This window comes from Kutzneria buriramensis, assembly GCF_003387475.1.
GTDB lineage: Bacteria > Actinomycetota > Actinomycetes > Mycobacteriales > Pseudonocardiaceae > Kutzneria > Kutzneria buriramensis.
Map to the genome: position 1 here is coordinate 349,783 of NZ_QUNO01000004.1, position 12,153 is coordinate 361,935.

General features: G+C 70.2%; 13 protein-coding genes and 1 tRNA gene. 10 read left to right on the forward strand and 4 right to left on the reverse strand.

The genetic code is table 11. The features are described 5' to 3' along the window. Window positions 1–3 precede the first annotated feature (3 nt). Window positions 4–1,482: an aromatic amino acid ammonia-lyase gene (locus tag BCF44_RS13670; protein ID WP_211353017.1), complete on the forward strand. Its 1,479-nt coding sequence runs from the start codon at window positions 4–6 to the stop codon at window positions 1,480–1,482. Here BCF44_RS13670 and BCF44_RS57485 read toward each other — a convergent pair. After that, window positions 1,463–2,149, reverse strand: a complete 687-nt coding sequence (locus BCF44_RS57485; protein WP_246015007.1) for a GntR family transcriptional regulator — start codon at window positions 2,147–2,149, stop codon at window positions 1,463–1,465. The genes BCF44_RS13670 and BCF44_RS57485 overlap by 20 nt on opposite strands. A 175-nt stretch (window positions 2,150–2,324) precedes the next feature. Here BCF44_RS57485 and BCF44_RS57490 point away from each other — a divergent pair, with 175 nt between their 5' ends. Genes BCF44_RS57490 through BCF44_RS13685 form a run of 3 tightly spaced genes read left to right on the forward strand, consistent with a single transcriptional unit; the run spans window position 2,325 to window position 4,694 of the window. Continuing rightward, window positions 2,325–2,630, forward strand: a complete 306-nt coding sequence (locus BCF44_RS57490) for a hypothetical protein (protein WP_246015009.1) — start codon at window positions 2,325–2,327, stop codon at window positions 2,628–2,630. Window positions 2,631–2,640: 10 nt separating this feature from the next. Then, a complete protein-coding gene (locus tag BCF44_RS13680) occupies window positions 2,641–3,783 on the forward strand; it encodes an NAD(P)/FAD-dependent oxidoreductase (protein ID WP_116174607.1) in 1,143 nt (380 codons plus the stop codon). Next, entirely contained in the window at window positions 3,783–4,694 is a 912-nt protein-coding gene (locus tag BCF44_RS13685) for a LysR family transcriptional regulator (protein ID WP_116174608.1), read from the forward strand. The genes BCF44_RS13680 and BCF44_RS13685 overlap by 1 nt, the downstream gene beginning before the upstream one ends. A 122-nt stretch (window positions 4,695–4,816) precedes the next feature. Here BCF44_RS13685 and coaA read toward each other — a convergent pair whose 3' ends face one another. Beyond that, entirely contained in the window at window positions 4,817–5,743 is a 927-nt protein-coding gene (coaA, locus tag BCF44_RS13690; RefSeq protein WP_116174922.1) for a type I pantothenate kinase, read from the reverse strand. Window positions 5,744–6,302: 559 nt separating this feature from the next. Between coaA and BCF44_RS13695 the strand changes: the two genes are divergently transcribed. Together BCF44_RS13695 and BCF44_RS13700 are read left to right on the forward strand one after the other, a co-directional pair. After that, window positions 6,303–7,631, forward strand: a complete 1,329-nt coding sequence (locus BCF44_RS13695) for a thioester domain-containing protein (protein WP_116174609.1) — start codon at window positions 6,303–6,305, stop codon at window positions 7,629–7,631. Window positions 7,632–7,740: 109 nt separating this feature from the next. Beyond that, a complete protein-coding gene (locus BCF44_RS13700; protein ID WP_116174610.1) occupies window positions 7,741–8,373 on the forward strand; it encodes a putative glycolipid-binding domain-containing protein in 633 nt (210 codons plus the stop codon). A gap of 18 nt (window positions 8,374–8,391) precedes the next feature. Here BCF44_RS13700 and BCF44_RS13705 read toward each other — a convergent pair whose 3' ends face one another. Together BCF44_RS13705 and BCF44_RS13710 are read right to left on the reverse strand one after the other, a co-directional pair. Beyond that, window positions 8,392–9,369 (reverse strand): prephenate dehydrogenase, encoded by a 978-nt coding sequence (locus tag BCF44_RS13705; RefSeq protein WP_379796552.1) that lies wholly within the window; start codon window positions 9,367–9,369, stop codon window positions 8,392–8,394. A gap of 42 nt (window positions 9,370–9,411) precedes the next feature. Further along, on the reverse strand, window positions 9,412–10,650 hold the full coding sequence (locus tag BCF44_RS13710; RefSeq protein WP_116174611.1) for a M20 metallopeptidase family protein: 1,239 nt from the start codon (window positions 10,648–10,650) through the stop codon (window positions 9,412–9,414). A gap of 102 nt (window positions 10,651–10,752) precedes the next feature. Between BCF44_RS13710 and BCF44_RS13715 the strand changes: the two genes are divergently transcribed. The 4 genes from BCF44_RS13715 to BCF44_RS13730 all read left to right on the forward strand — a co-directional run bounded on the left by BCF44_RS13715 (window position 10,753) and on the right by BCF44_RS13730 (window position 12,096). After that, the gene (locus BCF44_RS13715; protein WP_116174924.1) at window positions 10,753–11,241 is read left to right on the forward strand and encodes a tRNA adenosine deaminase-associated protein; all 489 of its coding nucleotides are present in this window, start codon (window positions 10,753–10,755) and stop codon (window positions 11,239–11,241) included. Next, window positions 11,228–11,683, forward strand: a complete 456-nt coding sequence (locus tag BCF44_RS13720; protein WP_116174612.1) for a nucleoside deaminase — start codon at window positions 11,228–11,230, stop codon at window positions 11,681–11,683. Before BCF44_RS13715 ends, BCF44_RS13720 begins: the two co-directional genes overlap by 14 nt. A 73-nt stretch (window positions 11,684–11,756) precedes the next feature. Beyond that, a complete protein-coding gene (locus BCF44_RS13725; protein ID WP_116174613.1) occupies window positions 11,757–11,966 on the forward strand; it encodes a CsbD family protein in 210 nt (69 codons plus the stop codon). 45 nt (window positions 11,967–12,011) lie between these two features. Then, a tRNA-Ser gene (locus tag BCF44_RS13730) sits at window positions 12,012–12,096 on the forward strand. Window positions 12,097–12,153: the final 57 nt, after the last annotated feature.

Sequence of the window (12,153 nt, forward strand, 5' to 3'; positions counted from 1 at the left end):
CTGGTGGCAGTTGTGCTCGACGGTAAGTCGCTGACGTGCACGGAGGTGATCGCGGTCGCCGTCCGCGGCGAGGCCGTGAGCATCGACCCGACCGCGCGGGAATGGGTGCGACGGGCGGCGGACCTGGCCAAGGAGGTCACGGGCCGCCGGCCGGTCTACGGCCGCACGACCGGCGTGGGCGCCAACCGGATGGTCAGCGTCGAGGAGCAGGAGGTCGCGGCGTTCGGCCGCCGGCTGCTGCGCAGCCACGCGGGCGGCACCGGACCGCTGATCCCGGAGGCGGAAGCGCGGGCGATGATGGTGGTCCGCGCCAACCAGATCCTCGCCGGCCACTCCGGCGTCTCGGAGCACGTGCTCGACTCGCTGGCGCTGGCCCTCAACGCGGGCTGCTACCCGCAGGTGCACTCGATCGGCGCGATCGGTACCGGCGACCTCACGGCGTTGGCGGAGCTGGCGCTGACCCTGCTCGGCGAGCAGCAGTGGCTGGGCCCGCACCCGTTGCCGCCGATCGACTTCGCGACCTCGGACGCGCTGGCGTTCCTGAGCAGCAACGCCCTGACGATCGGCCAGTCGGTGCTGGCACAGGGGCAGTTGTCGGCGTTGCTGGACCAGACGTGCACGACGGCGGCGCTCTCGCTGCTGGCGGTCGACGGCTCGGTGGAACCGTTCGCGGAAGTCGTGCACCAGTCCCGGCCGCACCACGGCAGTCAGCTGGTGGCGCGGCGCATCCGCGACCTGCTCGGCGAGATCACGCACACGCCGGCGCGGGTGCAGGACCCGTTCGGGCTGCGGTGTTTCCCGCAGGTGCACGGCGAGGCGGTGGACGGCCTGTCCGCGCTGGAGCAGGTGCTCAGCATCGAGATCAACGCCGGCGCGGAGAACCCGCTGGTGTCGGTGCTCGACGGCGACGTCTTCCACCACGGCGGATTCCACAGCATCACCCTCAGCCTGGCCCTGGACAAGGCGCGGCTGTCGGCGTTGCAGTCGGCGCAGCTGTGCGTGAGCCGGCTGGCAATGCTGTGCGAGCCGAACTACACGGGCCTGCGGCCGTTCGCGGCGGACGAGGCGAGCGGCAGCTCCGGCCTGATGGTGATCGAGTACACCGCGGCGGCCTCGCTGGCGAGTTTCCGATCGATGGCGATGCCGGCGGTGCTCGGCCACGCCACGCTGTCCCGCGGCGTGGAGGAACACGCGAGTTTCTCGGCCCAGTCGGCGCGGATGACCGGCGAGGTGGTGCCGCACTTCGTGATCGTGCTTGCGTGCGAGCTGATCGCGGCGGTCCGCGTGCTGCGGATGCGGCAGATGCACCCCATCAACAGCGTCGAACTGCGCACGGCGTTCGAGAACGCGGTGCACATGCTGCCCAAGGAGACCGAGGACCGGCCGCTGACCGTGGACCTGATGACGGCAAGCGCGCTGCTCACCGGTGAGCGCGTGGAGGTGCCGGAGCAGCTCCGCCGCGTCACAGATAAGCCTGCGTGAGCTGCCGCTCGGCGTCGTCCAGGTACTCGACGAGCATCCGTTCGGCCCGCTCCGGCCCATGCTCGGCCAGCGCGTCCAGGATCTCCCGGTTGCGCTTGATGTACGGCTCGTGGAACCGCTTCGGGTCGCCCATCACGTGAAAGACAAGCCGCAGCTCGGCCAGGATGCCGCGCATCATGTCCACCACTCGAGGGCTGCCTGCGAGGGCGCACAGTGCCTGGTGGAACCGCAGGTTGTGGGTGCCGACCGCGACCCAGTCGGCCCGGTCGGCGGCGGCCACGGCCTCGTCCACGACCTGGTGCAGCCGCCGCAGCTCGTCGTCGGTGACCACGGCGTAGCGCAGCGCGCCGCACTCGACGACCTTGCGCAGCCGGTACAGGTCGGTGACATCGTCCCTGGTCAGGGTGCGCACGAACACGCCCCGGTTCAGTTCGTGCACCAGCAGCCGCTCGTGGGTGAGCAGCCGGAACGCTTCGCGCAGGGTGTTGCGGGAGACGCCGAGGGCGGCGCCGATCGCCTCCTCGGACAGCCGGGTGCCCGGCGGCAGATCGCCGACGGTGATCCTGGTGCGCAGCACGTCGGCGACGCGTTCCGCGGTGCTCACGCGGTCCAGCTGGAGGCGGTCGGCGGCGAGCAGCTCCACCGGACCGCCGGTCGGATCGGCCACGGGGCTCCTTTCGGCGATAACGTTGAACAATATATTTTCACCGGTTCGAGCGGCCAAGCTCCACCCCAGCGTGTGACGGCGCCGGTGCCACAGTGGGACCGGCCGGGCGAAGTGGAACGTGGGCGTGGCAGGGGATGGGCGCCCGGCCACGCCCACGACAACTACGGTGGGGCCCGTGAAGGAGCGACGCGCCGCGCACCTGTTCGCCTTGTTGGTGCTCGTGGTGACGGTCGGACCGGTGGTGTCGATCTGGCTCTCTGTGATCGCGGCGGCCGCGCTGTTCCTGCCGCAGGTGCCGACCAGCTTCACCGGCGGCGGGCTGCGGTCGATCGGGCTGCTGGTGGCTGCGTCGCTCGCGGTGTCGCAGGTCCTGGTGCCGGTGCTGCGGTTGGTGCCCGGGCGGCCATACCCTCGCATCGGCGCTGCGCTGTGTGCGCTAATTGGGTTGTTTGCCGGCGTGCTCGTGGCGATCCTGGCCTAGCGTGAATCACATGACCGAGCGAGCCGAGGTGATCGTCGTCGGCGGTGGTGTGATGGGTCTGTCCGCGGCCTTCCACCTTGCCGAGGCAGGCGTCGACGTCATGCTGCTGGAACGGGACGAACTCGGCTCCGGCAGCACCTGCCGGGCGGCCGGCGGCGTGCGCGCCCAGTTCTCCGACCCGGTCAACATCGAGCTGGCCCGGCGCTCGCTCACGGCGTACGAGAGCTTCGGTCGTCGTCCCGGCGCCGAGATCGACCTCCGCCAGCACGGCTACCTGTTCCTGCTCGACAATGACGCCGACGTGGCCGCGTTCGAGGCCGGCGTCCGATTGCAGAACCAGCTCGGGGTGCCCAGCCGGATGCTGACCGTCGAGCAGGCGGTCGAGCTGTCGCCGCTGATCGTCGGGGACGGCCTGCTCGCCGCCGCTTTCTCGCCCACCGACGGTCACTGCACACCCGAGGCCGTCGTCCAGGGCTACGCCCGCGGCGCGCGGGCGCTCGGCGCGCGCATCCGTCAGCACTGCGCCGTCACCGGGATCGAGGCCGCCGACGGCGTGATCACCGGCGTTCGGACGACAGACGGACTTGTCGACACGTCGACCGTCGTCGTGACGGCTGGGGCGTGGTCGGCCGAGGTCGGTGCGATGGCCGGCGTGCCGCTGCCGGTGGTGCCGCTGCGGCGGCAGATCATCGTCACGTCCGAGCTGCCGGATGTGCGCGCCGACCTGCCGATGACCATCGACTTCGGCACCTCGTTCTACTTCCACCCCGAGGGCCCGGGGTTGCTGGTCGGCATGTCCGATCCGGACCAGGAGCCGGGTTTCCACCTGGGCACCGGCGACGAGTGGCTGCCCGGGCTGGCGGAGGCGGTGCAGCGGCGGGCCCCGGCGCTGGCCGACGTCGGCATCGCGCACCGGTGGGCCGGTCTGTACGAGATGAGCCCCGATCACAATGCGCTGATCGGCGAGGCCCGTGACGTCAGCCGGCTGCTGTACGCGACCGGCTTTTCCGGGCACGGGTTTCTCCAGGGGCCGGCCGTCGGCGAGGTGCTGCGGGACCTCGTGCTCGGCGTGCCGCCCGTGGTCGACGTGTCCGGCCTGTCCGCCGGCCGGTTCGCGGCCAGGTCGGCTCGCCCCGAGCTCAACTGCGTCTGATGCTGAACCCCATCCATCTCCGTACGCTGACCGAGGCGGTCCGAACCGGATCGTTCGCCGAGACCGCGCGTCTGCTCGGCTACACCACTTCCGCGGTGTCGCAGCAGATCGCCATGCTGGAACGGGCTGTGGGCGCCCAGCTGTTCGAACGCTCCGCGCGCAGCGTCCGGCCGACCGCCATCGCCGAGCGGATGGCGCTGCTCAGCCGGGACGCGCTGGCCGCACTGTCCGAACTGGAGCGTGAGGTGCGGGCCCTGACCCGTGGCGACGCCGGCACGTTGCGGCTGGCCAGTTTCGCCACCGCCAACGCGCGGATCATGGCCTCCACCCTCGCCGCCATCGTCGAACGCCGCCCCGGCGCCGATGTCCTGCTTGACGAGGGCGAACCCGACGAGGTGCTCGCCGGTGTGCTGGACGGCGACCGGGACGCCGCCGTCGTGTTCGCGTACGACCTCGATCCTCGGACCTGGCCCCGTGAGCTCATCGCCACGCCCCTGCTGTCCGAGCCCCTCGTGCTGGTCACCTCCCCCGGCCACCGGCTCGCATCGCGGGCCGACGCGTCCCTTGTGGAGGTCGCCGACGAGCGCTGGATCTGCACCCGCAGCGACACCGCCGGCTCGAAGTCCCTGGAACGCCTCTGCGCCACCGCCGGCTTCGTCCCGCGAATCACGTTGCGTAGCAACGACTACGGCGTCGTCTGCTCACTGGTGCGGCGCGGGCTCGGCGTCGCCGTCGTGCCCAAACTCGCCCTGGGCATCGACGCCGGGCTCGGTGTGCTGCGGATCGCCGACGGCGACGTGTTCCGGCGGATCCTCGCGTTGCACCGGCCCAGCAACACCAACCCCCTGCTGCCGATCGTGCTGGACGCGCTGCGAGCCCAGTGTCAGGCGATAGCCCACCGCTGGGGCTGACTTGTCCACAGGCGCCGAGTTGTCCACATCTGGATCTTCGCCCCGCCCGGAGACCCCTCCGGTCGGTACGCTGGGAGCGGGGCCGGCCCCCAGGGATGGGCGGGGGCTGTTTTTTGCTGGAGCTAGAGCTTCTTCATGCGGACGCGGCTGATGGAGTGGTCGGCCTCCTTGCGCAGCACCAGGGTCGCGCGGCCGCGGGTGGGACGGATGTTGTTGACCAGATTAGGCTCGTTGATCTCCTGCCAGATCTGCGTCGCCCGGGCCACGGCCTGCTCGTCGGTCAGCGACGCGTAGCGGTGGAAGTACGAGGCCGGGTTGGTGAACGCGGTGTCCCGCAGCTTGAGGAACCGGCTGACGTACCACTTCTGGATGCAGTCGGTGCGCGCGTCCACGTAGATCGAGAAGTCGAACAGGTCGGACACCGCGAGCCGCGCGCCGGGCTGGAGCACGTTGAGACCCTCGACGATGAGAATGTCGGGCTGCCGCACCGATTGCCGGGTTCCGGCCACGATGTCGTAGCTGAGATGCGAGTAGACCGGGGCCTCCACCTCGGGCGCGCCGGCCTTCACGTCGGCGACGAAGCGGACCAGCGCCCGGCGGTCGTAGCTCTCCGGGAATCCCTTGCGGGTCATCAGACCCCGCCGCTCCAGCTCCGCGTTGGGCAGCAGGAATCCGTCGGTGGTGATCAGGTCGACCCGCGGATGGTCGCTCCACCGGGCCAGCAGCGCCTGGAGGATGCGGGCGGTGGTGGACTTGCCGACCGCGACGCTGCCGGCGACGCCGATGATGAACGGCACCTTCTCGGACGGCTCGCCGAGGAACGTGGTGGTGGCGGCGTGCAGCCGCTGCCGGGCCGCGACCTGGAGGTTGATCAGTCGGGACAGCGGCAGGTAGATGTCGGCGACCTCGTCCATCGACACGCGGTCGCCGAGGCCCTGGAGGCGGTGCAGCTCCTCGGAGGTCAGGCTCATCGGCGTCGCCGCGCGAAGCTCGCGCCAGTGATCGCGCCCCAGTTCCACGTACGGGGTCAGGTCCCGAGCTCGCGTCACCCGCACAGTGTCCCCGCAGGTCCCGGTTTCGTTCACCCCCGCGACACGTGATGTTGACGACGCTGAGCACCTGCCACCGCTACACGAACGGAGTAACGCCCGAGATCAACATGTCTCCGTTGGATAACGATCTTATCGCGGAATGTCGACTGTTTCATGACAGCGTAATCGTTTGCGCCGATGTGACCTGCGAAAACGCAAAGCCGCGGATGACTCTCGTTAACTGTGATCGTCGCGGTGGATCGCCGAATTACGTGACGCTCGGTGATAACCGAGTTCAGCTCGCCTAGTCGATCTTCACGTCATGTCACGACCGGGTGACGTTTCCGCTGGTCAGACACTATGGGGTGAGCCTTGGGCGGCATAGATCACTCCATCGAGTAGTGTGACGCCGCGTTCCACACAGGACTTTCACCGAACGCGGCGCTAACCGCCCGTTCGGACTATGTGTCATGAGCTTCGAATACGCCCTTTCGGGTCAGCGCTGCTCGAACCGTGACACCGCAGGGCAGGTCAGAGGTCGGGGACCAGCGCTAGCAGGCAGTCAAAGAGGAGAGTCATGGCAAACCGGTTCCACCCGGGTCGTATCGGCGCGGCCGTGCTCGGCGCCTCGATCGCCCTGATGGCGGCGGCACCGCTGGCATTCGCGGCGCCGGCGGCCCCCGCGGACGGCACCTCGTCGGTGACCGCAACGCCGATCAAGCCGAACCCCGGGCCCACGGGCGTCAACGTCGAGCTGAAGAACGACAAGCAGCAGACCACGCCCGAGGAGACCGAGCTGATCGGGTTGAAGGTCGAGGGCGTCAAGGACCCGGTCTTCACCTATTGCATCGGCCTCACCCGTGACCTCAACGGCGAGAAGATGCACGAGGTCGACTGGGACAAGTACCCCAACGAGAGCGTCGACTTCAACAAGAACAAGGCGCAGATCAACTGGGTGCTGCACCACTCGTACCCGACCACGAGCCTGGCCGACCTGGGCAAGGCCGCTGGCATCCAGAACCTGGCGCAGGACGTGGCCATCGGCGCCACCCAGGCCGCCGTCTGGCACTACAGCGACGGCGTCGACCTGGTCGGCGCCCAGAGCACGGACCCGAGCCACCCGTACTCGCAGAAGGTGGTCCAGGACACCGACAAGCTGTACCACTTCCTGACCGACAACAACCCCGGTCTGGACCAGCCCAAGCCGACGCTGAACATCAACTCCAAGGACGCCAAGCAGAACGGCGACCTGGTCGGCCCGTTCGTCGTCGCCAGCACCGCGACCGGTGAGCTGAAGCTGGACACCAGCAAGCTGCCGAAGGGCGTGACGCTCGCCGACGGCAAGGGCAATGCGGTCACCTCCGTCAAGGACGGCGACAGCGTCTTCCTCAAGGTCGCGGACGGCACCCCGGCCGGCAGCGCCACGTTCGGCATCTCCACCGAGGCCACGCTGGAACTCGGCCGCATCTTCATCGGCGTCGACGACACCCCGAAGAAGTGCAGCGGTGATCTCACCGAGGACCAGAAGAAGCACGAGTGCCCGCAGGAGCTGATCGTCGCGCAGGCGTCCAAGGCCACCGTCTCGGCCCAGGCGACCGGCTCGTGGACCATCACCACGACGTCGAGCACGACGCCGCCGCCCACGACGACCACCACCACGACCACCACCACGACCACGACGCCCCCCACGTGCGTCACGGCCACCACCAGCAACACCAACGGCGGTGGCGGCGACACCCCGATGCCGCCGACCTGCGCCACCCCGACCACCAACGCGGACACCAGCCAGCTGGCTTACACCGGTGCCTCCGTGATCGGCCCGATCATCGCCGGCCTGGTGCTGATCGGCGCGGGTGTGGGCGCGCTGTTCTTCGTGCGTCGCCGTAAGGCCAAGCACACCGCCTGACATCAGGCGACACGCTGATCCATGTGGGGCCTCCCGTGCGAACGGGAGGCCCCACTGTCGTTCCGGTTAGGTACGCTCCGTTGTCGACCCTGACCTCGAAAGGTGGACAGTGAACGTCCCCAACGCGACTGAGCCCGCACAGTCCGACAGCACGCCCCGTGCCGGCCGCCGGCCGGTGATGGTGACGTGGCAGGGCCTGACCGGCCCCCGCCTGGAGTCGGCCCGGCTGGTGCTGTCCGAGCAGCGGATCAAGGGCAGCGGCCGGGTCGTCGCGGCCGCCATCGAGGGCAAGGAGGCGTACAACGCCTCCTTCGAGCTGTCCGTCGGTGAGGACGGTGTGGTGAGCCGGCTGCTGCTGCGCAGCACCACGGCGGAGGAGGAGCGCACCATGTCGCTCAGCCGCACCGAGGACGGCATGTGGATCGTCGACCGCGGTCGCGGCGCCGAGCGCCGGGACTTCGAGGGCGCGCTGGACGTCAACCTCCAGAGCAGTGTCCTGTTCAACACCCTGCCGGTGCGCCGGCTCGGGCTGCACCATGAGGCCGGCGAGCACGAGCTGCCCGTCGTCTGGGTGTCGCTGCCGGACCTGTCGGTCAGCCTCGTCCGCGAGCGCTACCGCACCGTCTCAGTCGACGAGAACGGCAGCGTGCTGGCCTTCGACCGCGGCGACGCCAGCGTCGAGCTCAGCGTCGACTCGAACGGCCTGGTCATCGAGTACCCGGGCCTGGCACGACGCGTCTGACGTCCCTTCCGTCCGTGATCACAGCACCTGGACGACGGCGACGGTGCCGTCCAGGGAGGTCAGCCGGCCGCCCTTGTTGCCCAGGTCCCGGAGGTTGGCCAGGGCGTCCCGTGCCTCCAGGTCGACCTTGACGGCATGCCGGGCGCCGGAGCGGTGCTGTTCGAGCTCGCGACGGGCGAGGTGACCGGCGTTGACGGTGGCGGCGAGGCCGCCGGTGGAGGCCAGGGAGCCACGAGCTGCGCCGAGGCGGCCGAGGGCGTCGTCGACGGCGTCGAGCAGGGCGGCCCGGTTGCCCTCGCACATGGCCTGCACGAGCTCGGGACGGCTGCCGGCGACGCGGGTGCCGTCGCCGAAGGCGCCGGCAGCCAGCGCGAGGGACAGCGGCCCGCCGGAGGCGCCGACGCTGGCCAGCACGGCGGCGAGCAGGTGCGGCAGATGCGAGATGCGGGCAACGGCGTCGTCATGTGCGGAGGCAGAGGCGGGCACGACGTGGGCACCGCAGGCCAGGGCCAGGTGCACGACCTCGGCCCACACCTCCTGGTCGCTGTCGTCCTCGGTGGTGACGACCCAGGCGGCGTCCCGGAACAGCTCGGCCGACCCGGCGGACCAGCCGGAGCGCGAGGTGCCGGCCATGGGGTGGCCGCCGACGTACCGCGCGTACGGGTTGATCTTGCTGACGGCCTCCGACACGGCGCCCTTGACGCTGATCACGTCGGTGAGCCGGCACCCCGGCGCGTAGGCGGACACCGACCGCAGCACGTCGGACAGCGCGGTCAGCGGCACGGCCAGCACGATGAGGGCGTCCTCCTCATCCGCCCGGCGCAGCGCGTCGTCGACGCTGTCCTCCACGGTGAAGCCGGCGGCCCGGGCCGCCTCGGCGTCGGTTGTCGACGCGGTGGCACCCCAGGTCGCCCGGCCGGCGGCGCTCGCGGCGCGCATCACGGACCCGCCGACCAGACCCAACCCGATAACACAAACAGGCAGCACGCTGCCCATCCTGCCGGCACGGGCAGACCCGGCGAAACCACCCCTCCGTGTTTAACGGAGCGCGTCCAGTGCGAAGGCCGCGTACATGGCCACGCCGTGCTCCATCGCGGCCTCGTCGAACAGCACCCGGTTGGAGTGGTTGGGGGCGGCGGCGTCCAGCTCGACCGACGGCGGGCAGGCCCCCAGGAAGGCCATGGTGCCCGGAATCTGCCTGGTCACGTACGAGAAGTCCTCGGCGCCCATCATCGGGTCGGCCATGGGCTCGCTGTTGCGGGTGCCGAGCACGGTGGCGGCCAGGTCGAGCACGGTCGCGGCGACCTCGGCGTCGTTCACGGTGATCGGGTAGCCGCGTTCGATCTGGAACGTGGCCGAGCAGCCGTAGGCGGCGGCGGTGTGCTCGCAGATCCGCTTCGCCTCGGTGTGCACCTGGCTGCGGGTGGTCTCGGTCAGGGTCCGGATGGTGCCCTCCAGCTCGGCGATCTCCGGGATGATGTTGTTCGTGGTGCCGGCGGCGATCTTGGCCACGGTCAGCACGGACGGCTCCGAGGCGCTGACCCGCCGGGTCATCATCGTCTGCAGCGCGCCGACCATCGCCGCCGCGGCCGGCACCGGGTCCAGGGCCTTGTGCGGTTGCGAGGCGTGCCCGCCGCGGCCGATGACCCGCACCCGGAACACGTCGGCGGCCGCCATGATCGGGCCGGGCCGGGTGGTGATCACGCCGGACCGCATCGTCGAGGTGATGTGCAGCGCGAGCGCCTTGTTTGCCAGCAGGCCGGACGCGCCGAGCACGCCCTCGTCGATCATGTGCTTGGCCCCGTGGTGGCCCTCCTCGCCGGGCTGGAACATGAACACGACGTGACCGGCCAGGGCCTCCTTGCGGGCGCACAGCAGCCGCGCGGCGGAGGCCAGCATCGCCACATGCGTGTCATGGCCACACGCGTGCATCGTCCCGTGCACCTCGGAGGCGAAGGCACAGCTGGTCTGCTCCGTCAGGGGCAACGCGTCCATGTCGGCCCGAAGCAGGACGGTCGGGCCGGGACGGGCCCCGTGCAGCACGGCCACCACCGAGTCGGTGGATTTCCCCGTGGTGATCTCCAGCGGCAGACCCTCCAGCGCGTGCAGCACCGCCGCCTGCGTCTGTGGGAGGCGAAGTCCCAGCTCAGGCCGCTTGTGGACCTGTCGGCGCAACGCCACCGTGCGGGGCTGGAGCGCGCGGGCTGCCTCGATGAGACCAGCGAGCCGGGGGTCGCCTGACTGGGTGGTAGCTGGGCGTGCCGCTGAAGTGGTCATCCAGCCATGGTCCCACCGGAACCACCGTCCGGCCGATCTTCGTGACGCCGGCTTGGGGGATGGTGCTTCCGGGTGACCGGCCCGTGCGCATACGGTGTGCACATGTCGGTGCACGAGCCGGTCAGTGGTTTCGGTGTCGCCGTCGTCCGGGAGGACGGCAAGTGGCGCTGTAGCTCGCTGGAACTGGCCACCCTGAGCGAGCTCGACGCCGCCATCACCGCGCTGCGGAAGATCCGGTCGACCGGGGCCCTGTTCGGCATGCTCAACGTCGACGACGAGTTCTTCGTGCTGCTGCGGCCCAGCCCGGGCGGCGTGTCGTTGCTGCTGTCCGACGCCGCCGCCGCGCTGGACTACGACATCGCCGCCGACGTGCTGGACCTGCTGCGCGTCGAGCCGCCCGACGACGAGGACGACGGCCTGTGGCCGGAGGGCGACCTGGCCATCCTCGCCGACCTGGGGCTGCCCGACGGCGAGTTGCAGGTGATCGTCGACGAGGTGGACCTCTACCCGGACGAGCAGCTCCAGATGATCGCCCAGCGCTGCGGCTTCAGCACGGAGTTCGCGGCGCTGGTCGACCGTGTCCAGCAGTGACGAGGAGCTGATCCGGGCGGCCATCCGGGTCGCCCGCGAGGCCGGCGAGGACATCCCCATCGGCGCCGTCGTGATCGACCGCGACGGCCGGGAGCTGGCCTCCGCATGCAACGCCCGGGAGCGCCTCGGCGACCCCACCGCTCACGCCGAGATCCTCGCCCTGCGCGCCGCTGCCGCCGAGCTCGGCGACGGTTGGCGACTGGAGGGCTGCACCCTCGCCGTCACCGTCGAGCCGTGCACCATGTGCGCCGGCGCCCTGGTGCTGGCCCGGGTCGAACGCGTCGTGTTCGGGGCGTGGGAGCCCAAGACCGGGGCCGTGGGTTCGCTGTGGGACGTCGTCCGTGACCGTCGGCTCAACCATCGGCCCGAGGTGCGCGGCGGCGTGCTCGAGGCCGAATGCGCCGCCTTGATGGACGATTTCTTCGCCGCCCACCGACCGTGACCTGGCTAACTGTCCCGTTTTGTCCGGCTCCGACCGGGCATCCCTGTGGGGACGGTCGCACAGGGAGGCACTGATGAGCGTGTTCGACAAGGCCAAGGACAAGGCCGAGCAGCTGATCGGCGAGGCCAAGCAGAAGGTCGGCGAGCTGACCGGCAACGAGAACCTACAGGCCGAGGGCCAGAAGGATCAGTTCGTCGGCAAGGCCAAGGCGGCCGGCCACGACCTGCTCGACAAGGCCGGCGCCGTCGTCGACGACCTCAAGGCCAGGCTCCACCGCAAGTGAGCCCCGCGTGCCGGCCGGCGCGACGGCTCCTGTAATGTTCTTACCGGTGGCGTGTCCGAGCGGCCGAAGGAGCACGCCTCGAAAGCGTGTGAGGGGAGACCCTCCGTGGGTTCAAATCCCACCGCCACCGCTGCTCAGAGCCCCGGCAACCGAACCAGGTTGCCGGGGCTCTGACGTGTGGTGGCAT